General features: G+C 69.8%; 14 protein-coding genes. 9 read left to right on the top strand and 5 right to left on the bottom strand.

Annotated elements, in window-relative coordinates; all coding sequences use genetic code 11:
- Window positions 1-14 precede the first annotated feature (14 nt).
- The gene (locus ACQUQD_RS40840; RefSeq protein WP_428957297.1) at window positions 15-3,404 is read right to left on the bottom strand and encodes a glycosylhydrolase-like jelly roll fold domain-containing protein; all 3,390 of its coding nucleotides are present in this window, start codon (window positions 3,402-3,404) and stop codon (window positions 15-17) included.
- Window positions 3,405-3,758: 354 nt separating this feature from the next.
- Between ACQUQD_RS40840 and ACQUQD_RS40845 the strand changes: the two genes are divergently transcribed.
- The 4 genes from ACQUQD_RS40845 (at window position 3,759) to ACQUQD_RS40860 (ending at window position 8,719) form a co-directional block, all read left to right on the top strand.
- Window positions 3,759-4,790: a LacI family DNA-binding transcriptional regulator gene (locus tag ACQUQD_RS40845; RefSeq protein WP_428957298.1), complete on the top strand. Its 1,032-nt coding sequence runs from the start codon at window positions 3,759-3,761 to the stop codon at window positions 4,788-4,790.
- A gap of 445 nt (window positions 4,791-5,235) precedes the next feature.
- The gene (locus tag ACQUQD_RS40850) at window positions 5,236-6,570 is read left to right on the top strand and encodes an MFS transporter (RefSeq protein WP_428957299.1); all 1,335 of its coding nucleotides are present in this window, start codon (window positions 5,236-5,238) and stop codon (window positions 6,568-6,570) included.
- A gap of 54 nt (window positions 6,571-6,624) precedes the next feature.
- Window positions 6,625-7,653 carry a LacI family DNA-binding transcriptional regulator gene (locus tag ACQUQD_RS40855; protein ID WP_428957300.1) on the top strand — a complete coding sequence of 343 codons (1,029 nt, stop codon included), beginning with the start codon at window positions 6,625-6,627 and terminating at the stop codon, window positions 7,651-7,653.
- A 340-nt stretch (window positions 7,654-7,993) separates the two neighbouring features.
- A complete protein-coding gene (locus tag ACQUQD_RS40860; RefSeq protein ID WP_428957301.1) occupies window positions 7,994-8,719 on the top strand; it encodes a dienelactone hydrolase family protein in 726 nt (241 codons plus the stop codon).
- Between the two features lie 112 nt (window positions 8,720-8,831).
- Here the strand turns inward: ACQUQD_RS40860 and ACQUQD_RS40865 are convergent, their stop codons facing one another.
- Window positions 8,832-8,969 (bottom strand): hypothetical protein, encoded by a 138-nt coding sequence (locus tag ACQUQD_RS40865; RefSeq protein ID WP_428957302.1) that lies wholly within the window; start codon window positions 8,967-8,969, stop codon window positions 8,832-8,834.
- Window positions 8,970-9,216: 247 nt separating this feature from the next.
- Here ACQUQD_RS40865 and ACQUQD_RS40870 point away from each other — a divergent pair, with 247 nt between their 5' ends.
- Window positions 9,217-10,611 (top strand): arabinose isomerase, encoded by a 1,395-nt coding sequence (locus ACQUQD_RS40870; RefSeq protein ID WP_428957782.1) that lies wholly within the window; start codon window positions 9,217-9,219, stop codon window positions 10,609-10,611.
- A 91-nt stretch (window positions 10,612-10,702) separates the two neighbouring features.
- Here ACQUQD_RS40870 and ACQUQD_RS40875 read toward each other — a convergent pair whose 3' ends face one another.
- The gene (locus ACQUQD_RS40875; protein WP_428957303.1) at window positions 10,703-11,434 is read right to left on the bottom strand and encodes a class I SAM-dependent methyltransferase; all 732 of its coding nucleotides are present in this window, start codon (window positions 11,432-11,434) and stop codon (window positions 10,703-10,705) included.
- A 231-nt stretch (window positions 11,435-11,665) separates the two neighbouring features.
- Here ACQUQD_RS40875 and ACQUQD_RS40880 point away from each other — a divergent pair, with 231 nt between their 5' ends.
- From ACQUQD_RS40880 to ACQUQD_RS40890, 3 genes are all read left to right on the top strand, one after another.
- Complete coding sequence (locus ACQUQD_RS40880; RefSeq protein WP_428957304.1) at window positions 11,666-12,310, top strand: dihydrofolate reductase family protein; 645 nt, start codon at window positions 11,666-11,668, stop codon at window positions 12,308-12,310.
- A gap of 243 nt (window positions 12,311-12,553) precedes the next feature.
- Window positions 12,554-14,164, top strand: a complete 1,611-nt coding sequence (locus tag ACQUQD_RS40885; protein ID WP_428957305.1) for a DUF885 domain-containing protein — start codon at window positions 12,554-12,556, stop codon at window positions 14,162-14,164.
- Window positions 14,165-15,016: 852 nt separating this feature from the next.
- On the top strand, window positions 15,017-18,004 hold the full coding sequence (locus tag ACQUQD_RS40890) for a family 78 glycoside hydrolase catalytic domain (RefSeq protein ID WP_428957306.1): 2,988 nt from the start codon (window positions 15,017-15,019) through the stop codon (window positions 18,002-18,004).
- Between the two features lie 76 nt (window positions 18,005-18,080).
- Here ACQUQD_RS40890 and ACQUQD_RS40895 read toward each other — a convergent pair whose 3' ends face one another.
- Entirely contained in the window at window positions 18,081-20,294 is a 2,214-nt protein-coding gene (locus ACQUQD_RS40895; protein ID WP_428957307.1) for a tetratricopeptide repeat protein, read from the bottom strand.
- Window positions 20,291-20,710 (bottom strand): hypothetical protein, encoded by a 420-nt coding sequence (locus tag ACQUQD_RS40900; RefSeq protein ID WP_428957308.1) that lies wholly within the window; start codon window positions 20,708-20,710, stop codon window positions 20,291-20,293. The genes ACQUQD_RS40895 and ACQUQD_RS40900 overlap by 4 nt, the downstream gene beginning before the upstream one ends.
- Window positions 20,711-21,044: 334 nt before the next feature.
- Between ACQUQD_RS40900 and ACQUQD_RS40905 the strand changes: the two genes are divergently transcribed.
- Window positions 21,045-21,671 (top strand): maleylpyruvate isomerase family mycothiol-dependent enzyme, encoded by a 627-nt coding sequence (locus ACQUQD_RS40905; RefSeq protein WP_428957309.1) that lies wholly within the window; start codon window positions 21,045-21,047, stop codon window positions 21,669-21,671.
- Window positions 21,672-21,788: the final 117 nt, after the last annotated feature.

Consider the following 21,788-nt stretch of genomic DNA (forward strand, 5'->3'; position numbering starts at 1 on the left):
CCTGTGACGGCCGGTCACACAGCGGACAGACGCACCTCCACGGAGCGGGACGGGTACAGACGCACCGGTCCGATCAGCCCCGACGGCACGGTCTCGCCCCGTTCATTGGCGCCGGTGTTCGTCACACGGACGCGGATGTCGTTGCTGCCGGGCCGCAGGAGCTCCGTCACGTCCGCCCGGTAGGGCGCCCACAAACGTGGGCCCACCGGGGTGCCGTTGACCGTGATCTCGGCGACGTCCCGCACGTCACCGAGATCCAGGGCCCACACCCGCCCGGACAGGGTGTCCGGCTTCAGCTCCACCGTCTTCTCGTAGGAGGCGGATCCCGAGTACCGGGGATCCAGTGCGGTCCAGTCGCCGAGCTCGCGGGACTGCTCGGCGGACCCGTCCCGGTCGAAACGGAACGTCCAGGGGCCGTCGAGAGGGAGGGGATCGAGCGAACCGGCCGCCTCTGCGCTCCCCTTGAAGCGTCGCGATCCGTGCGCCGCGCTCACCTCGATCGTGCCCGCCTTGTCCGCGCGGACGGTGGCCACCGCGCCCTGTCCGGAGGCCCGCACGGCGAGGACCTGCGCGGAGGCCGACGTCACGTGCAGGGGAGCGCGGCCGGACGCGCGTACCACCACGACGAGCGTCGCCTTCGCCTCGATCCGCAGGTCGACGGCGGTCCCGGCGCCGCTCTGCCCCGGGAACGGAGCGGAACGCCACGGGACGGTCGCCGTCACGCGCCCGGTGTCGGGGTCCCAGACCTCCGGGACCCCCGCCGCGGGCAGGGTGAGGGTCAGGTCCAGTGGCGTCGCGCGTTCGCTGGTGACGACGAACGCCGCGTCGCGGCCGCGCGCCAGGCGCATCACCCGTACGTCGGAGGTGTGCGGGATGACGGTGGCCGCCGCTGTGCCGGAGGCGACCACGGCTGTCGCCGCCTCGGCCGTGGTGGCCGCCTGATGGGCGCCGCGGCCGTCGGCGAACAGGCGGTGCAGGGCGCTTTCCAGGTCGGCGTCGTTGCCGCCGGCCTCGCGGACGGGGAGGTCTCCGACGGCGACCACGGCGCCGCCACCGCGCACGAATCGCTCCAGCGTGCGCACGGTCGCCAAGGCCAGGACGGGTGTGGTGGGCAGGACCACGGTCCGGTACTCCTGCCGCCCCACGACCAGCCCGTCACCCTTCGGTTCGGCCGTGGCGCGCAGCGCCGGGTCGTTCCCCAGGGCCCCTTCGTCGAGCAGATCGAAGTCGATCTGGGCGTCCTCCAGAGCGTGGACGGCGGCGACGAAGTCCTCGTCGAGCCGGTCGGCGTCCGCCGTGTCCTGGACACACTCGACCGCACGCTGAGGCTGGAGCAGTGCCGTACGGGGGCGCGCCGGAGCGCGGCACGCCTCCATCAGACGGCCGATCCAGTCGTTGAGCGGCCGGGACAACTCCCACCACGGGTTCACGGACTGGAACGGAGGCGGGTACACGATGTCCTTGTCGTTGCTGAACCGGGCGTGCAGCAACGTGTGATTGACACCGCGCACGGCGAACGCACCGATCACCTCGCGAGTGAGCGCGGGTGTGACGGGCCATCCCGTACCGCCCATGGCCTCCAAGTAGACGCGTTCCTTGCCCAGTTGGTGCGCGGCGGAGGCCGGCCAGCGGGACAGGGTGCGGTGGTAGCCGCGCTGGTAGTGATCGAAGATCAGGTCGGTCCCGGGGACCTGGGCCCACTGATCGGTGGTGTGGAGGTTGCCGGAACTGCCCAGTTGCTCCGCCGGGCCGTACTCGTCCCACAGCGGGTTGGAGATGAAGCGCAGATTGCGCGCCGCCATCCATGCGCCCTGCCGCCGGTAGTAGGCGTCCGCGTAACGGTTGGACACCGCGCGCCAGAACACTCCGCGCAGGCGTTCGCCGGAGGCGCCGAGGCCGTCGGTGTGGGCGGCGGCGAGCGCGGCGCCGGGACGTGTGCCCAGGCGTGCGAGTTCGTCGTCCAGCGTCGGTGACCAGGGGAGCGCGTTCAACCCGTGCCCGGTGGACGACGCGAGGAACGGTTCGTCGTCGGCGAAGCCGCGCAGCACGGTGCCGACGGCCCAGGGGAAGCGGCGGACGTACTCTCCCGCCACGGTGTCCAGGAAGAGGTCGACCGCTGTGTCGTCCATCAGGTCGAGATAGTTGTGGGCCTCGCCGCTCGCTTGGGCCAGTTCGCGTACCGGGAACAGGGCCAGGCGCCACTGACCGGACGGCGCCGTCCAGCTCTTGCCGGCCCGGGCCTGCGAGGTGAGATCGACCAACTCGTCGGTGCTGGAGGCCCCTTGAGGCCATGCCGCGGCCGCGGCGAGGGCCGGGGGATCCGGCAGGTCGAAGTCGTCCAGGGCGGCCTGTGTCCCGAAGTCCTGGCGATACAGATCCTTGCCCTGGGGATCGGACACCGACAGGGCGGCCCATGAGGAGCGTTGGTCAGCGGTGGCGCGGACACCGATGCGCCCGTCGGTGGCGTCCAGGTCCGCGACCGAGGGCAGCGCGGTCCCGTCGAGCGACACCTTCATGTGGTCGGTGTCGAGGGCGACGGTCAGCTCGTGGTCGTGCGACGCGTCGAATCCGTCGACCGCATCGCCGCGGCGCAGGTTCTCGAACCGCCCGTCGCGCTGTCGCCACACGTCAACCCCACCGTCGGTGCGCAGCTCGACCAGCAGCCCGTTGGCCTCGTCCGTACAGCGCAGCATGAGTCCGGCGGTGGAGCGCTCCGGCCGGACGGTGGCGTGGACCGTGTAGTCGGTCCACCGGGAACCGTCGCGCAGCAGCACCACGCCGTCGTGCAGGCCGGCGTCCACCAGGAGGCGCCCGTCGTCGACCGACAGGGCGGCCGCGACGAGGGGCACGGTGGTGCCGCCGGACACGTCGGCATAGGTGTGTCCCACCCCCTTGAGCCCGTGCTCGGGCCGTGGCGGCAGCGTGCGTCCGCCCACCGTTCCGCCGCCGACGACCAGCCCGGCCGCACGGCCGCTGGGGAAGTAGTCGTCGTTGAAGAGCCACAGATGCATGGCGTGGCGCTGGGCCTCGCGCAGGGTGAACTCGATGACGGAGAACCAGTCCTCGGTGAAGAAGGCCGGTTCGAGCGCCTCGGTCTGGAAAGGGAAGACCAGCACTTCGTGAACGCCCTTGTCCCGTAGGTCGGCGAGCTGTTCACGGACCAGATCAGGGGTGACGGCCCCGTTCCAGAACCACAGGACGGTCGGCATGCTGTCGGCACGGGGATCGGCGAAACGGCCGGAGTCGAACCCGTCCTCGGGCGACGCGGCGGCCGCGCGGTCGGCGCCGGTGAGGGAGAGGCCCGCGGCCAGCCCGGCGGCCCCGGCCAGAGCGAGCACCGCACGGCGCGAGGGCAGCGGAGCGTCGTGGGTCGTCACGATCTCGACGTTCGGTCTGTCGTTCAACGTTGCTCCACGGAGGTGGGGGGTGGAAGGCGGGCGGTCCTGGTCGCGTCCGTCGGCCGGACCGTGTGCCTTCGGTGTCGGCAACGGTCGAACGAGGCGGGACGCAGGGGCAGTTCACGGAACGCCATGAAACGTTTCACGGCACCCTAGGGGTTACCTGCGAGGGCCGTCAACGGTTACGTCGCTGTCAACTGCCGACGAAGAGAAGCCACTTCGCGCGCGACGAGGAGCCCTTCCGCACGCGTCGAACAGCCCCTCTGTTCGCGCCAAGAGGTTCACTCGCTCGCCTCGGCGACACCGACGGACGAAGCATTAAAGTGGGCCGCCGCAACGAGGAGGCGACGAGACGCAGGCATGAAGGACCGAGCGCGGCGAACGGCCCGTATCCAAGAAGTCGCCGCGGCCGCGGGAGTCTCCGTCGCCACGGTGTCCAACGTGCTCAACCGGCCCGAACGGGTCACCGCGGCCACCACCGAACGCGTCATGGCCGCGGTCGCCGCACTCGACTACGTGCCGCACTCGGGTGCCTCCAACCTGCGCAGCGGCCGTGGCTCGGCCGTGGGCCTGGTGCTGCCGGACGTGGTGAATTCCTTCTATGCGCGGATCGCGGCGGGCGCCGCCGACGCCGCGTACGAGCGCGGCTACGCCCTGACGCTGTGCCACAGCGGCGACGACGCGGAACGGGAGCGCGGCTACTTCGACATGCTGGCCGACCAGCGCGCCGTCGGCGCGGTCGTGGTGCCCCTCGGCGCCGATCGCACGCGGCTCGCCCGACTGCGCCGACGTGGGCTGCCGTTGGTGACCGCGGACCGCGCGGACCCCGACGGGGACGGTTGCTCGGTCAGTGTCGACGACGTGCAGGGCGGTGCGGAGGCCGTTGAGCACCTCATCGCCGGCAGGCCCGCCACCTCGACGGATGCGATGTCGATCGTGGTCGTGAACGGCGATCCGGACATCCAGCAGTGCGCCGACCGGGCCACAGGCGCCGAGATCGCCGCCGGACGACACCCCTCGGTCGAGCTGACGCACATCGCGGTGGACGAGATGACGGTGGCCGCGGGCAGAGCGGCGGCCCACACCCTCGTCACCGGGCCCCGCCTGCCCGACGCGGTGTTCTGCGCCAACGACTTCCTGGCCGCCGGTCTCGTCCGCGGGCTGGTGGTGAAGGGAGTACGGGTACCCGAGGACGTCCGCGTCGTCGGCTTCGGCGACCTGGATGTTGCGGCCTTCTCCACGGTTCCACTCTCCACCGTCCGCCAGCCGGTGGAGGAACTGGGGCGAACCGCCGTGGAACTCCTGCTCGACGAAGTGGAGTCGGGGGGTGGCCACCAGCACCTGGCCCGCATCCTGACGCCCACGATGGTCGTGCGCGAGAGTGCTCCATGACGGTGCCCCACCCGAGGGGCGCGCCGTCGTGGCAAGTGCCGTTCCGGAACAACCCCTTGCTTTTCCGTGGAGGGCGTGACAGCGTCCCCGGGTCGCACATTTGAAACGCTTCACCCCCGGAGGGTGATGACGTGCACCGCAAGGAGGCAGCCGTGAAAGGTGACGTGTGCGTGCGTTCACGGCGCCCCGCACGGGCGGGACACTCCGTTCCGGAACTCGCGCGCCGACGCGGCCTCCCCGCGTTACGGGCCGAGCGGACCGCATAGGCCCGGCGGCACCGGACACCCTGGGGCACAGCTCTGCCCGGCGGTGGACCAGCCGCCGGTGGCACGGGCCTGCCTGCCGCACCGGAGACCTCGCGCCCGCACCGCGAGACCACCCGCAACCACCGACTCACACCGTCCGGCGGACCGCACCCGCCGGGCCGATCCACCTTCGCTCGACCATGGCCGAGAGGGCAGCAACGATGCGCATCGGGAGCAAGGACACACGAGGTTGGAAGGCGACCGTGTCGGTCGCCATGTCCAACTACATCGAGGCGGGGTCGATCATCGCGATCGCCACCAGCCTCTCCCTGTGGCAGGACCGATTCGGCGTGGACGACTTCGCGGTGGGCCTGCTGGCCGCGCTCAGTGCCAACGCGTTCGGCGCGGCGATCGGAGCCGTCGTCGGCGGACCCCTCTGCGACCGTTACGGCCGCAAGTTCATCTACACGTACGACCTGCTCCTCTACATGCTCGGGGTGCTGCTCGCGGCGGGCGCCGTCAGCTACGGGATGCTGCTGGCCGGCTTCCTCGTCACCGGCCTCGCGGTCGGGGCGGGAGTCCCCGCCTCATGGACGTACATCGCCGAGGAGGCACCGCCGGAGCAGCGCGCGAAGCGCGTCGGCGCGGCACAACTCGCCTGGTCCATGGGCCCGGTGGTCGGCTTCCTGCTCGCGGTCGTGCTCACCGGCCCGCTGGGACTGCTGGGCAGCCGCCTCATCTTCCTCCACCTCTTCGTGGTCGCCTTCGTGGTCTGGTACATACGCCAGGGCCTGAGTGAATCCACCCTGTGGAAGGCCAGCAAGGAGAAGTCGAGCGCCGGACCCCGCGACGGCCTGCGGGAGCTCTTCTCGCGCCGGCCCAACGTGCGGGCGCTGCTGTTCCTCTTCGGCATCTACGGATTCTGGGGCGTGGTCGCGGGCCAGATGGGCATCTTCATGCCGCGGGTCTACGAGTCCTCCGGCGTGGAGAGCGCCGCCCAGCAGAACCTGCTCCAGGTACTGATGTGGACGGTCACCGTGCTCTCCACCTACTTCGGCTTCATGAAGTACGGCGACAGGATCAACCGCCGCCTGCTCTACACCATCGGCGCCGCGCTCGCCGTCGTCGCCTGGGTGCTCCTGGTCTTCGTCCACGCCACCCTGCCCGTGCTGCTCCTGTTCGCCGTCTGCTGGGGTGTCTCGGCCGGCATCGGGGCGCAGGCCTTCTACGCGGTGTGGACCAGCGAACTGTTCGCCACGCAGTACAGGGCGGGCGCCCAGGGCGTGCTCTTCTTCGCCGCACGCGTGGCGATCGGCCTGCTCAGCTACTACTTCCCGACCATGCTCGACGAGCAGGGCGTGCCGGCCGTCGGCCTCGTCATGATCGGCCTCCTGGTTCTCGCGCTCGTCATCGGCGCGATCTGGGCGCCCCGCACCCAAGGCAGGACACTGGAGGAGATCGAGGCCGAACGCTACGGCGAGATCCTCTCGACACCTCTCACCGAGGAGGACCGCTCCGTACGGGCCGCGCCCTGAGACGCGGCGCAACCTGCCGGTAGGGTGGGCCGGTCGGCGGGACCGGAGGAGAGCATGGCCAATATCAAGGATGTGGCGCGGCTCGCCGGCGTGTCCCTGGGCACGGTCAGCAATGTGCTCAACCATCCTGACCGGGTCAGTCCCGAACTGAGGGCCCGCGTCGAGACCGCCATCGCCGACCTCGGATTCGTCCGCAACGAGCCCGCCCGGCAGTTGCGCGCAGGGCACAGCCGTACGTTCGCCGTGGTCGTCCTGGACATCGCCAACCCCTTCTTCGCCGAGCTCATCGCCGGCGCCGAGGACGTGGCCGTCGAGCACGACGCCGCGGTCATCGTCTGCAACAGCGCGGGCGACCCCGAGCGGGAGACCGCCCACCTGCGCCATCTAGGCCAGCAGAGAGTGCTGGGCATCCTGCTGTCACCGATCCAGGAGACGGCCGCGGCCCAGCTCCTGGCCGCCCAGCGCAGCCGGCCACCGGTCGTGTTCGTCGACCGCGTGCCGACCGGGCCGGGGTTCGCCTCGGTGGCCGTGGACGACGTGCGCGGCGGCGCGCTGGTCGGTGAACTCCTCACGGCGGCCGGTCACGGACGCGTCACCTACATCGGCGGTCCCCCTGCGTTGCGGCAGGTCACCGACCGGCTGCACGGACTGCGGTCGACCTTCCGCGGCCACGACATCGAGGCCGTCCACCTCGACGAGATGACCATCCGGGCCGGTGCGCGCGCGCTCAACGAACTCCTCGACCGCCCGGCCGACCGCCGCCCGCAGGCGCTGTTCTGCGCCAACGACCTGCTCGCCATCGGGGCCGTGAACGCCGCCACACGGCGCGGCGTGTCCGTGCCGGAGGAGCTGACGATCGTCGGCTACGACGACATCGACTTCGCCGAGACCGCCGGAGTCGCTCTCACCACCGTGCGGCAGCCGGCCCGCGCCATCGGCAGACGGGCCGCCGAGCTGCTCCTGCAGCAGGTGGCCGACCCCCAGGCCGAGCGGGCCAACGTAGTGTTCCAGCCCGAGCTGGTGATCCGTTCCTCCAGCCGAGCGGTGCGCACAGGGCCGGTCGCGGACGTGATCGTGCCGTAGCCGTAGCCGTAGCCGTAGCCGTAGCCGTAGCCGTAGCCGTAGCCGTAGCCGTAGCCGTAGCCGTAGCCGTAGCCGTTGCCGTAGCCGTAGCCGCGTTGCAGTTGCAGTCGTAGAGGTGAGCGTGCCTGGTCGGTCGTGGCTCGGCGCGGCGTGGCATCGTCTGCGTTCCTGCTGATCCGTCTGTTCACCTTCCGTGTCCAGCCCCAGCGTGTTGGGCGAGGGTTCGTGTCGCCTGGTTCTGACGCGGACGGGGTGGTTCCGGAACACGCCGGAGACCTGCCTTCTGCCGGCGGCAGAACACCATCCCGACCGGACTCGACGCTCACTACAGTCCAGGCTCATGAAGACGGTTACAACGCGCACGGTCGAATACGCGGCCGACGGCCTGACGATGATCGGGCATCTCGCGCTCCCGGCCGGTGTCGACCGCCGGCCCGTGGTCCTGGTCGGGCCCGAGGGGGTGGGGCTCAGCGACGTCGAGCGCCGCCGGGCCGATGCACTTGCCGAGCTGGGGTACGTGGCGCTGGCCTTCGATCTCCACGGCGGGCGTTATTTGGGCGATCCTGAGGAGATGCTGGCCCGTTGCATGCCGCTGCTCGCCGACCCCGACCGGATGCGAGGCATCGGCCACGCGGCGCTGGACGTGCTCCGCGCCGAGCCGCGGGCCGATCTCGGCCGGATCGCCGCCGTCGGCTACGGCACCGGGGGCGCCATCGCGCTGGAACTCGGGCGCGACGGCGTCGACCTGCGCGCGATCGCGACAGTCAACGCACTGACCACGGGCCGACCGGGCGAGACGGCGCGCATTCACTGCCCGGTGTGGGCCGGGGTCGGGTCGGAAGACCCGATCATGCCGCCCGCGCAACGGGACGCGTTCACCGCCGAGATGCAGGCTGCGGGCGTCGACTGGCGCCTCGTGGTCTACGGCGGCGCCTTGCACGCCTTCCATCACCCATCGGTCGACCACACCGTGCGCCCCGGGGTCGGCTACCACCCGCAGCACGCGCGGCGAGCTTGGCGGGACGTCCTCGACCTGCTCGCCGAGTGCCTGCCCATCACGGAGTGATCTGGTCGGCAACCACGATCCCGGACCGCAAACCAAGCCGGCCGTCCCGGGGGCTTTTCGGTAACGCCGCGAGCGTGCGTGCTGGAACCCCGCTGCGCAGACGGGGGTTTGTTCACAGGCTCTGGGCGAGGGCCCGGACGACGCCGCCCGGCTGTGCTTGCCGCAACTGGGCATTCTCGACTTCCAGGACGTGGATCACCCTGGCGAAGGTGGCGAGGCGGCCCTTGAGCTCTCGGTGCTCCAGGCGCAAGGAGGCGAGTCGTTCTCGAAGCCGCTCATTGTCCTCGTCTAGCCGTTGCGCAATCTGCGGCGAATGATTCTGAGAGCGGACGAGGGCATAGAAGGCCTCTTGACGACTCCTCACCCGCGTCCTACGGTTCCCCGACGACGGTCTTAAAACGTTTTAAAGACTCGTTCGCAGTCACACGAAGGAGCCGCACGTGCCCACGGATCTCAATGTGCTCGACGCAGCGGGGCTGTCCCGCGTGCACCCTCGTATGACGAGGATCGGCCTTGTCGCCGGAGGGCTTGGCGCCTACTGGGATCAGTTTCCCGGGCTCCTGGAACAGCTCCAGGAGTCGGCCCGCGAGGTCTCCGCGCGGATCACCGGTATGGGATGCGAGGTCGTCGACGTCGGCTTCATCTCCGATCCGCCGGAGGCCGCGCGGGCGGCGGACCGGCTGCGTCAGGCCGACTGCGACCTCATCGTCACGTTCCTGACGACCTATCTGATCTCCTCGATGATCCTGCCGGTGGCGCAGCGCAGCCAGGCCCCGGTGCTGGTCATCGATCTACAGCCGACCGCCGCCATGGACCACTCGGCCTTCGACACGGGCAAGTGGCTCGCCTACTGCGGTCAGTGCCCGCTCCCGGAGATCGCCAATGTCTTCCGCCGCGCGCGGATCCCCTTCCGGTCCGTGTCGGGCCACCTGCACGACGAGAACGCGTGGACGCGCATCGAGCGATGGATCCGCGCGGCCGACGTGCGCGCTGCCATGCGCCACGCCCGACACGGCCTGATGGGGCACCTCTATCCGGGCATGCTCGACGTGTCCACCGACCTCACACTGGTCTCCGCCCAGTTCGGGTCACACGTGGAGGTCCTCGAGGTGGACGACCTGCGGGTGCGGGTCGCGAAGGTGACGGAGCGGGAGGTCGACGAGCGGGTGGCCGTGGCCCGCAAGGTGTTCACCTTCGACGAGTCCGTCGTCGACGAGGACCTGCGCTGGGGCGCACAGGTGTCGGTCGGCCTGGACCGCCTGGTCGACGATTTCGCCCTCGATTCTCTCGCCTACTACCACCGCGGACTTGAGGGAGAACTGCACGAGCGGCTCGGCGCGGGCATGATCCTCGGCGCATCGCTGCTCACGGCGCGCGGGATCCCCGCGGCCGGCGAGTACGAGCTGCGCACCAGTCTGGCCATGCTGATCGCCGACCGCATCGGAGCGGGCGGATCCTTCACCGAACTGCAAGCACTGAACTTCGACGACAACGTCGTGGAGATGGGCCACGACGGCCCCGCCCACCTCGCCATCAGCAGCACGGACCCCCTGCTGCGGGGCCTCGGCGTGTACCACGGGAAGCGCGGCTGGGGCGTCAGCGTGGAGTTCGACGTGCAGCACGGGCCGGTCACCACGTTCGGCCTCGGCCAGGACGAGAACGGCACGTACACCGTCATCGCCTCCGAGGGCGAGGTGGTCCCCGGCCCGCTGCTGCAGATCGGCAACACCACCTCCCGCGTCGACTTCGGCTGCGATCCCGGCGAATGGACCGATGAGTGGAGCGCGTCGGGCATCGGCCACCACTGGGCGCTGTGCGTCGGTCACCGGTCCAAGGATCTGCGGGCGGTCGCGGACCTGCTCGGGCTGCCGTTCGTCGAGGTGAAGGTGTGACCGATACGGCGCGGCGCCTGCCGGGCCCGACGGCGAGATGCCAACTGAGACCGTAGAAAACGGCTGAGCCGCACCCCGCCCCACGAGCGCGTCAGGAGAGCGAGCTCCGGCCGGACAGCGGCTCAGCTGACGCCGGCCCGGGCTTACGGGCGAGGATCTGGATCCCCGTCGACTCATGGCCGCTCATGGTGTTCACCGTGATGTCCCGGGTGGCGAGGCCTTCGAACCCGGACAGCAGGGAGTCGAACCACGAGCGGGGATGGTGGCGGAAGACCGCGCCGTCGTCGGTTTCGAAGACGCCGTAATTGTCATAGCGGGCGGCACACCGGTCGTAGCGACGGCGATTGCGCTCGTCCTCCTGCAACAGAAAGTCACTGACGTACAAGGTCCCGCCAGGCTTGAGAACCCGCATGAGCTCAGCGATCAATCGGTGCTGCGCGCCTTCGCCAGGGATACAGGTCAGCACGGCGAACAGCACGGCCGCGTCGAAGGCCGCATCTGGGTACGGCGAGAGCGGCGGCGCGTCCAGCACTGTGAAGCGCATGGTGGGATGAAGGAGGCGCGCCCGTTCGATCATTCCCGGTGAGGTGTCCACGCCCGTGAGGTTGTCGAAGCCCTGCTGTTCGAGGTCTTGCAGGGTGCGGCCGTAGCCGCATCCGTAGTCGAGAATCGCGGCGTGCCGGTCGATCCCGTCGAGCCATGGCAGGTGGAGCGGGTGTGTGAACGTCTTCGTGGCCGCGGCAGCATCCCAGTAGGGAATCTGGCTGTCGAGGTGTGACATGGCGGTTGCCTCCCTGGCGGCGCCACCACCGAACTCGGTCATGACCACGGTGGTGGGACGTGCTACCAGCCGCCTCTGCTCGATGTGGTCAACGATCTGACAAGGTACGCCCTCCCGAACTCGGTCGGCAGGGCCCGGCGGAACGACTGCCAGGAGGCGGGCTCAGGCCGTGCCGATCGGCCGGGGCAAGCCGGACACCGGCGCGGCGATGAGTCTGCGGGCGTCCGCGGGTCTATCTATGGACGGAGACAACCAACTCATCGGGAGTAAGCCATGGGCCTGATCCACATCGAGATGTTCGCGACCCTCGATCTCGTCGGTCAGGCTCCCGGAGGGCCCGAGGAGGATCCGACGGGCTTCCCGTTCGGCGGGTGGCAGGCACCCCTGATCGACGAGGTCGCCGGCGCTCAGATCGGTGCCGCGTACGAAGGCACGGACGCCCTGCTGCTCGGGCGGCGGACGTACGACATCTTCGCTGCCTACTGGCCCCACCAGAAGGGCGGCGAGGACAACGAGATCGCCACGCTGTTCAACAGCGTCCCCAAGTACGTGGCCTCTCGCGGCAAGCCCGACCTCCCGTGGGCCGGGTCCACGCAGCTCGGCCCCGACCTGGCCGACGCGGTGCGAGAGATCCGCGACCGGCACGAGCACGTGAAGGTCGTCGGCAGCCTGAACCTCGTGCAGAGCCTCCTGCGCGAGAAGCTCTTCGACCGCCTCGATCTCTGGCTGCACCCGATCGTGCTCGGCGTAGGGAAGAAGGTGTTCGAGGACGGCGCGGTACCCACCAACATCAGGCTCCTCGCACCCCCGGCAGCCAGCCCCAAGGGCACCGTATTCCTGCGCTACGGACTGGCCGACGGCACTCCCGCCACGGGCGACATGAGCGCACCCGACAGGGGTGTCGGAACGAGCGACTGAGGCCCCTCGGCGCCTGCGCCCGTTGCGAAAGTCTCGCTGTGGGCGGGCGGGTGACGGTGCATCAGCCGACCGTCCTGTCCTGGGCCTGAGGACCCGGGGGCACGGTGAGGTCGACCGGAATCCGGGCATCGGAGCCGTCCATCCGCGGTGAAGAAGCAGGTCGCCGGGGACGCGAACCTCAATCCCCTCGTACGGCCGCCCCGAGTCGACCGGCAGTCGAGGGCGGCCCCATAGCCTCTCGGAATGACGCAGATCTTCGACCTTTGCGACGAGTACGTGCGTCGGGCCGCCGAGCTCGACCCGGTTGACGCCGGGTTCCTCGGCGTGAGCCTGCCCGAGTCGGGCGAACCGGCGACCGACTTCAGCCCGGACGGCCACGCCGCCCGCCACGAGCTGATCACCGCGACTCTCGCACGCCTTGCCGAGCTGACCCCGCAGTCGCCGGACGACCGGCTGGCCGCAGAGCACCTGCGCGAACGCCTCGACGCTCAGCGCGCCTGGCACGAGATCGGCGAACCCCTGCGCATGGTCCGGGTGCCGTTCGGCCTGGTGAACAAGCTGCGCGTGAGTTTGGAGTTGCTGCCTCGCAAGGACGAATCCGACTGGCGTTACCTTGCCGCCCGGCTCGCCGCGGTCCCCGCGATGCTGACCGGCCTGCGGCAGAGCCTCGCCCTCGGCCTCCACCGTGACATGGCAGCAGCCCGCCGTCAGGTCCTCGCGATGGCCGACCAGGCGGAGGGCTACGTCGGCGCGCACGACCACCTGATCGACGAGCACGGCGACGGCCCGCTGGCCGGCGAACTGGCCTCGGCCGCCGCCGCCGCGTACCAGGGCTACCAGGATCTGGCCCGCTACCTGCGCGAGGAGTACACGCCGAAGGCCGCCGAAGCGGACGGTGTCGGCGTCGAGCGCTACCGGGTGGAAGCCAGACTCAGCCTCGGCATGGACCTGGACGCCGAGGAGGCCTACCACTGGGGCTGGGCGGAACTGGCCAGGATCGAAGCCGAGATGGCCGCGGAAGCCAACCGGATCAAGGCGGGCGCGACCATCGACGAAGCCATCGACATCCTCGACACGACCGGCTGCGTCGAAGGCGAGGACGCGTATCTGGCGTGGCTGCGCGCGAAGCACGAGCAGACCATGGACGATCTCGACGGCACCCACTTCGACATCCCGCCACAACTGCGCACCCTCGCAGTGCAGTTGGCCCGCGATGCCTCTTTCGGTTCGCCGTATTACACCGAACCGAGCGAAGACCTGAGCAGGGCCGGCAGTACCTGGTGGCCGGTGGCCGGGCGGCAACGCTTCGGCGTCTGGAACGAGTTGACCGCGGTGTTCCACGAAGGCATCCCCGGCCACCACCTGCAGATCGGCGCGATGCGACTGGCAGGCGACCGGGTGTCCCGCTTCACCAGATTGAACGCCGTCGACGGCTACACCGAGGGCTGGGGCCTCTACGCCGAGCGCCTCGCCGACGAACTCGGCTGGTTCACCGAACCCGGCTCCCGCCTCGGCATGCTGATCGGTGCCGCACGACGCGCCGCCAGGGTGGTGATCGACATCGGCGTGCACCTCGACCTGCCCCTGCCGAACGGCTCGCGCTGGGACTTCGACACCGCCCGTGCGGTGCTACGGGACCGCGCCCGCACCGCGGAGCACCGGCTCACCCCCGAGGTCCTGCGCTACTTCGGCTGGCCCGCCCAGGCAAGCTCCTACAAGCTCGGCGAACGCGCTTGGCTCGCCGCCCGCGCCTCGGCAGCCCGCAAGCCCGGCTTCGACCTGAAACGCTGGCACACCAAGGCGCTGGACCTCGGTCCGATGGGCCTGGACCGCCTGGCGGCCGAACTCGGCTGAGGTCCATCGGCACGGATGGCGCGACATTGTCACCTGCCCTTCAGCGCACACGGTCGCCGGCCGGCGCCGTGACCGGCACCCCGAACTCCCAGCGCTTCCAGCCGGGAGTTCGGGGTGCCGGGCATCCGTCCTTGTCCTCCAGGCAGGTGCCGCGTCCTTTCGGGCCGCCGCGCGTCCTGCTTCATTACGCGGTAATCAGGCGCTTGCGGCCTGGATTCCTCCCGTGGGCCCGTGCAGGGTGGCCGACTGCAACGAAGAGGTTCACCAACACGGCAGGTCTGACGGTGGAAGCCCAGATCGACGATTGGTGGATCGTTTCAGCGAAGTGCAACCTAGGTGCCAACCGTCACGGCGTCAACCCCGCTGTGGATGGCCGGAGTTGAAAAATGGTGCACGTGCTGACCGTGCCTGAATTCGTCGTGTCCGACTCCTTGCTGGCAACGCCTCAAGTGGCCAGACTTGGGCGCCGATCGCTCTGAAACGTTTAAGAGCAGCATGGAGGTGCTCGTGCCGGACAACCCTGCCGCTGAGTCAGGTTCACCAGATAAGCCGCACACGCCGGACGACGCGTCACCCACACGATGGCCTCGGCGGCGGCTCCTCGGGGTGTCCGGCCTGATCGGCGCGTCAACGCTGGCGAGTCCACTCCTCGCGCCGAGCCCCGCCTCGGCATACGAGGCTGCGAAGGGCTCCACGATGAAGGGCTCCGCGTCAGGCGGAAGCCAGCTACCGGTCGGACTACGGGCCGAGCATGCAGAGAAGTCACTCGCGCTGAACACGGCGCGGCCACGCCTGAGTTGGCGCTCCACCGGGTCCAGCCACTCCACCGACCGAAGCCAGAAGGCGTACCAGGTGGTGGTCGGACACGAGGAGAAGCAGGTCCGGGCCGGGCACGGCGACGCGTGGGACAGCGGCAGGGTCGCCTCCGACCAATGCGTCGACATCACCTATGCCGGAACGGCGCTGCAGAGCGGCCGGCGCTACTACTGGGCCGTGCGGACCTGGGACGCGCGCGGAACGGTATCGGCCTGGAGTGCACCGTCATGGTTCGAGGTCGGCCCGCTGGACGAGGCCGACTGGCACGGTGCGCACTGGATACAGCAGCAGGCCCCTGACCTGCCGACGCTGGAGCACGCGCACTGGATCTGGTACCCGGAGGGCGCGGCCGGGGACTCCTTCCCGGATGGAGTCCGCTTCTTCCGGAAGACGTTCACGGTGGCCGACACCTCGGCCGTGACCGGGGCGATCTCACTGATCACCGCCGACGACCGCTACGACCTGTACATCAACGGAACCCTCGCCGCCTCCCGCCCGCAGCAGACGAACGGCTGGCAGCGCGCCCAGGTCCACGATGTTCGTCCGCTGCTGCGCGCGGGCGCGAACGTCATCGCCGTGGCCGTCACCAATGAGGGCAAGACGCCGGCCGGTCTCCTCTCGGTCATGCGTGTCACCACGGGCAGAACCGAGGACCTCCTGCCCACCGACACGTCCTGGCGCACGTCCACCTCGGCGCCGGACGGGTGGCAGACGCCCGACTTCGACGACTCGGCATGGAAAGAGCCGCTCGACCAGGGCGAGTTCGGGGCGGGCCCGTGGGGGAGCGGTGTCTCGGTGGACAGCAGTGCCCCGGCACCGTACCTGCGCAAGGAGTTCGAGATCGGCGCGCCCGTCGTCTCCGCCCGCCTGTATGTCTGCGGCCTGGGCTACTACGTGGCGTCGCTCAACGGCGTTCGAATCGGCGACCGTGAACTCGACCCGGCACCCAGCGTCTACGACACCGCAGGCCAGTACAGCGCCTACGACATCACCGACCACCTACGGCAAGGCCGCAACGTCCTCGGTGCCGTTCTCGGCCGCTCGTTCTACGCGATCGACAGTCCGAACATCTACTGGAACCAGGCGACTTGGATCGCCGAGCGTCCCGCACTCCGGGCCCTGCTTCAGGTGACACACGCCGACGGCACCACCACCGTGGTCAGCGACCGAAGCTGGTACGCGCATCCGGGGCCGACACTCAAGGACTCGGTCTACAACGGCGACGAGTTCGACGCACGCGCCGAACTGCCCGGCTGGGACCGTCCAGGCGCGTCACAGGAAGGCTGGACCCCGGTCACGGTCGGAACGGGAGCGAAGTTCCCGCCGGCAGTACGCCCCCAACTGATGCCGCCGGTGCGAGTGACACAGACACTCCAGGCCTCTGCCGTGACCCGGACGGACTCCGGCGCTCACGTCTTCCGCTTCCCGCGGATGATCACCGGCCGCCCCCGGCTCCAGGTCCGAGCACCGGCCGGCACGACCGTGCACCTGCGATACGGCGAGACCCTCAACGACGACGGCACCGTCAACAACGAGGGCGACCCTGGCATCACACCCGGCGAGATCCAGCACAGCACATACACCACGTCCGGCAGGGGCCTGGAGACATGGGAGCCGTCCTTCACTTACGGCAGCTTCCTCTACGTCCAGGTCGACGGCTATCCGGGCACCCCGCCCCGCGACGCGCTGACGGCCCGGGTGATGACCAGCGACCTGCCTGCGGCAGGCGACTTCCGCTGCTCCGACGACCTGGTCAACACCGTGCACCGGATGACGCGCGACACCCTCGCGAACAACCTCACGGGCATACCCACCGACACCCCCATGTACGAGAAGCGCGGCTGGCTCGGCGACGCCGCACTGTTCTGCGCGCCCAGCCTGGACAACTTCGACGCGCAGACGTTCTGGACCAACTTCCTCCACGTGATGGGCGACGACCAGGGAGGAGACGGCAACTTCGGCGACCTGGCACCGGCCATCAGCCCTGGTGCGGGAGCGGACCCGACGTGGAGCACCGCCGGGCTGGTCCTGCCCTGGATGCTGTACGAGGAGTACGGCGACACCGGAATTCTGGAGGCCTACTACGACCGCATGGTCCGCTTCGTCGACCACCTCAAGGGCCGGGCCACCGGCTCGCTCCTCGACGGAACCTACGGGGACTGGTGCTCACCGGGAAACGTCGCCCCGCCCGAAGGCGCGAAGCTCGTCTCCACCGGTTCGTACTACCGTTGCGCCAGGCTGCTGTCGCGTACCGCTGAAGTCCTCGGCAAGAGCGCGGACCACAAGACGTACGAGAAGCTGGCGGCGGACATTCGCGACGCGTTCAACGCGGAATTCCTCGACACCGAGGCAGGGATCTACCGCACCGGCGACACGCCGTACCGGCAGACGTCCAACGCCTACCCGCTGTTCCTCGGAATGGTCCCCGAAGCACACCGGGACGCGGTCGTCGCCAACCTCGTGCGGCAGATCACCGCCAACGGCAACCACCTCGACACCGGCATCGTCGGCACCATGGCCCTGTTCCCGGCACTCACCGAGCACGGGCACGTGGACCTGGCCTACCAAGTGGTCACGCAGAAGACCTACCCGAGCTACGGCTACTGGGTCTCCTTGGGCGCGACCACGCTGTGGGAGCAGTGGATCGCCGGCCCCCGCTCCCGCGACCACGCGATGTTCGGCTCGGTCGACGACTGGTTCTACAAATACCTCGCCGGCATCCGCCCGGCGGCCCCCGGCTACAAAGAGATCGCGATCCGCCCGTACGTCCCCAGAGGCCTCACCTCCGTCTCGGCGCACCGGGACACCCCCTACGGCAGAGTCTCCGTCGACTGGCGCACCAAGGGGCGGACCTTCACGATCGACGTCGCTGTGCCGCCGAACACCACCGCGACAGTCACCGTGCCCTGTCCGCACGGCGCCCGGGTCCGAGCCACCGACGGCGTCACACCCTTGACCGCAGCCGAGGGCGTCGCCAGGTTCCGGGCCGCGTCAGGCGAACACTCCATCATCGTGAACAGCTGACGGGGGGAACTGGATTTCGGGCACGACCGTCCAGCCGCGCCGCAGTTCCGAAGTATCACTGTCGCTTGCTGGACGGTCACCCTGCCGCAGGTGGGGCCGCCTGGATCTCAGCGCACCACGCGCGTGCCGCGACGGTCTCGGGGTGATCTTCTCCAAGGATCCTGGCCCGCCCCTCGGCCACCTCGCGCGCGCTGTCGACGGCCTCCTGCCGTTTGCCCGCCGCGTGCTGGGCACGGCTGAGTTGGATGAGCACCCCGAGGACCAGTGGATGGTCGTCTCCGTACCCGGCCTTCTGCCCGGCGAGCACCTGCCGGAAAAGGTCCTCTGCCTCGGCGCCCCGACCGAAGTGCAGGGCTCCCCGCGCAAGTGAGTCGCGCGCCCAGACGGTCACAAGGTGAGAGTCGCCGAGGTGCCGTTCACAGTCCGCGACCAGCTCGCCGGCCGCTTGCATGTAGTCATCGAACTCGCCCTGCGCAAAGCGCAGTTCCATCATCTCGCAACGGGTCTTCAGGGTGGCCACGCTGCCTTCGCCGAGCGCTCGTCGACGGCCGTCCAGAACCGCATCCAACAGGGTACGGGCCTGCGCCAGCTCGCCCAGGCGGTGCAGAACTCGCTGCAATTCATACGCCGCGTCCAGCGTGCGGGTGTCGTGGGGACCGAGCGTGCGCAACGCGTCCTGGTGGACCGCGCCCAAGAGGTCGGCTGCTTCCGCGTACCGGCCGAGCCGGAACAGAATGGGGCCCTGGCCCGATCTTGCCTCGACGGCTGCCGGGTGTTCGGCTCCCAGGTGTTCCGTGGCCTTCGTGGCTGCGGTGGATGCCAGGGCCAGCGCGGCGGTCCAGTCACCCGCCTCGTACACCAGCCGTGCGACCCGCACCGCGACCCGCACGGATACCTCGGTCACCAGTCCGTGCCGGTGCGACTGCTGCAACAGGCCGGCCACGTGGGGCGCCAGCAGCCGGGAGAGGGAGCGAAGCTCGGGCTGCGCGGCACCGTCCTGCGTCAGCGCTGCTTGCAGCAATTGGCCGGCCGCTTCAGCGAGACGGACGCGCTCCGCGGCGGATACGCGCGCCGCGACGCTGTCCAGCAGCACGCCGTGGGCGCGCACGCAACGGTGCCCGTCCGCTTCGACGAGGTCGACCAGAGAATGATCCAGGAGCGCACGCAAGGCCGGCTCCACCTGCGCGGCGGGCAGCGGCGGATCGAGGTGCTCAAGACTGATGCGGCCCTGCGCTGCCGGCATCAGCAGCGACAGCGGCACCGGATCCGCAGTCCAGAACGAAAGCAGCCGCAACAGGCTGGTCGTCTCCGGCAGACCGCCTTCCGCCAGGGTGTCCAGCGACAATTGCCACGTGCGGCCCACCAGGTGGCGGGAGTGCTCGCCGCTGGTGGCGCCGCCGTCGACCAGTGCCGTCGACTCCTCGGTCAGCTTCCGGTCGTACTCGTCCATCGACCACGACTCCAGTATCTGGTGCGCCAGATGAGCCCCGGCCAAGGTCAGGGCCAGGGGCAGGCAGCCCAGGCGCTCGGCGACCTTCCGTGCGGACTCCTGGGCACCCACGTTGGGGGCCAGATCCCGCAGGACCAGCGCCGCGTCGTCCAAGGGAAGCACACCGAGCCGGTGGCTGCTCACGCCCGGGCTCCGCCACAGCGCAGAGGTGGCATGACGGCTGGTGACCAGCACGGTGCCCAGCGGGCTCGTGCGCAACCAGGCGCCCTCCTCCAGTACCGCGGGATCATCGGCGTTGTCCAAGACCAGCAACCACTTCGTCGCCGAGTGGTCCAGGTAGTGCCAGACCAGGTCGGCCGCGGCGCGCTGACCGCTGGCCGCGGCAGCCAGTTCGCCGCTGGTGGCGCCCCGGTCGCCGGCGACAGCCAGCATGCCGGCACGCAGGGACACATGCTCGGACGCGTTGACCCACAGACCGACACGGCCGTGTTCCCGTACCGCCTCGGTGAACAGCGCGCGAGCGACCGCTGTCTTCCCGCAGCCGCCCATGCCGTGCAGAACCTGTACATCGCCACCAGGGCCGGCGACAGCGGCCCGCAGTAGGCCCATGACCTCGGTGCGGTCCCGCAGAATGCCGGGCGCGCGCCCGACCAGCGGCAGGCGGACGGAGTCGGGAGCGAGCCGCTGCGGTGCGGCCGGGACCACCGGCTGGGTCCCGAACAGCGGGGCCGAGCCGGGGGCGTAGTGGTGGATGTGTTCCTCGATGTACTGACTGCCACCGGTCTGGTAGATGCGGGCCTGCCCCGAGGCGCGTCCCTGCATCGGCTCCGGTGGCGTCATCGTTCGGTGATGTGCTGATCGCGTCCGGCCTGATAGACGCGTGCGCTGCCCGACGCCTGGGCCTGCAGACGGATCTGCTGCGTACCGGGCTCTTCCGAGGGCGACGGGTTCAGCTCGTCGAGGACCTGGCGCAGTGCGTCGGCGGCCTCGGGCTGCGCGAGCAGAAATCGGCGCAGGCGGCTCTGCCATTCGGCGGTCAACTCGGTCTCGGACTCGGCGTCACCCGCCTCGCGCGCGAGGAGGAGATCCTCCCGGCCGGCCTCCAGTTCCTCACGAATACTCTCGGCTCTGGCGGGCTGAAATCGGCGCCAGAGAGCGACCACACCCTCCCGCGCCGATTCCCAGGCATTCGTGGCCATCAGCGTGATGACGGTCGTGCCTGCTGTTCCCGCCAGCGCGGCAATCTCCGGATCCATGGTCCCCCCTAAAGCCGACATCCGATCTTAGGTCCCCGAGCCACGCATGACGCAACAACTTGCGCCCTCGGAGCCGGGCGGCAAGAGGTCCGTGAGGTCGGGGGACAGGGCACGGAGCGACGACGCTTCAGGCAGACGTCGCCCCCAGACGTCGCCCCGCCTGGTCCTCCGGGCAACTCGGCCTTCGGCTCCGGCAGTTGTGGCAAGTGAGCGGCGCCCGGCAAGCGAACAGACTGCCACTGGTCTCAGATCAGGCGCACATACGCGATGAGTTCCGGCTGTCCACGCGGTCACTTCTTTTAGATACGGACACCGGGCCCATGAAGGAGATGCCGTGACGGGTGATGTCTGGCCGCTGGTGCATGCGGAGCGTGCGGCGTTGATCGACGACCTCGCCGGACTGAGCGACGAGCAGTGGGAAACGCCCTCGCTGTGTGACGGGTGGACCGTCCACGACGTGGTCGCCCACCTCTCCGACTCGGCTCGCACGACGCGACTGGGGTTCGTGTTCCGTCTGGCCCGGGCACGCTTCGACTTCGACCGTCACAACACCCTGGGCCTGGCGCGTGAACGCAAGGGCGCACCACAGGAGACCTTGGACCGTTACCGTCGCGCGGCAACACGGACGTCGAGGCCTCCGGCACCTCTCGACAGCCGGCTCGTGGAGGAAGTGATCCATGGAGAGGACATCCGCCGCCCCCTCGGAACCACCCGCGCCTACCCTCTGGAAGCGGTCGTGAGGGCGCTGCGCCTCCAGGCACGTACTCCGGCGTCGTTCGGCGGGGCCAAGGAGTTGCTGGGGAGCATCCGGCTCACGGCGACGGACGCCGACCTGACGGTGGGTACGGGACCTGAGGCGACCGGTCCCGTACTCAGCCTGCTCCTCGCTGTCTGTGGACGCCGGGTGGCGCTGGACGAGCTCGGTGGGCGGGGCGTGGGAGAACTGGCGGCGCGTCGCTGAATCATGGAGATGGAGTCGAAGGCGCAGTCCGCCTGGCGCTGACCTGCTCCTGGGTCGGGGGATCTTGGTCTGCGCCGCCGTCGGGCGGGGCCGGTTGGGCGGGAAGCCGCTTGGTCG

Source organism: Streptomyces sp. cg35, from assembly GCF_050410835.1.
GTDB lineage: Bacteria > Actinomycetota > Actinomycetes > Streptomycetales > Streptomycetaceae > Streptomyces.

What these genes read in the sequence shown, in the direction of transcription:
- ACQUQD_RS40880 (WP_428957304.1), top strand. Translation starts at nt 11,666, where the DNA reads ATGGGCCTGATCCACATCGAGATGTTCGCGACCCTCGATCTCGTCGGT.
- ACQUQD_RS40895 (WP_428957307.1), bottom strand. Translation starts at nt 20,294, where the DNA reads ATGACGCCACCGGAGCCGATGCAGGGACGCGCCTCGGGGCAGGCCCGC.
- ACQUQD_RS40845 (WP_428957298.1), top strand. Translation starts at nt 3,759, where the DNA reads ATGAAGGACCGAGCGCGGCGAACGGCCCGTATCCAAGAAGTCGCCGCG.
- ACQUQD_RS40875 (WP_428957303.1), bottom strand. Translation starts at nt 11,434, where the DNA reads ATGACCGAGTTCGGTGGTGGCGCCGCCAGGGAGGCAACCGCCATGTCA.
- ACQUQD_RS40850 (WP_428957299.1), top strand. Translation starts at nt 5,236, where the DNA reads ATGGCCGAGAGGGCAGCAACGATGCGCATCGGGAGCAAGGACACACGA.
- ACQUQD_RS40855 (WP_428957300.1), top strand. Translation starts at nt 6,625, where the DNA reads ATGGCCAATATCAAGGATGTGGCGCGGCTCGCCGGCGTGTCCCTGGGC.
- ACQUQD_RS40885 (WP_428957305.1), top strand. Translation starts at nt 12,554, where the DNA reads ATGACGCAGATCTTCGACCTTTGCGACGAGTACGTGCGTCGGGCCGCC.
- ACQUQD_RS40860 (WP_428957301.1), top strand. Translation starts at nt 7,994, where the DNA reads ATGAAGACGGTTACAACGCGCACGGTCGAATACGCGGCCGACGGCCTG.
- ACQUQD_RS40870 (WP_428957782.1), top strand. Translation starts at nt 9,217, where the DNA reads ATGACGAGGATCGGCCTTGTCGCCGGAGGGCTTGGCGCCTACTGGGAT.
- ACQUQD_RS40900 (WP_428957308.1), bottom strand. Translation starts at nt 20,710, where the DNA reads ATGGATCCGGAGATTGCCGCGCTGGCGGGAACAGCAGGCACGACCGTC.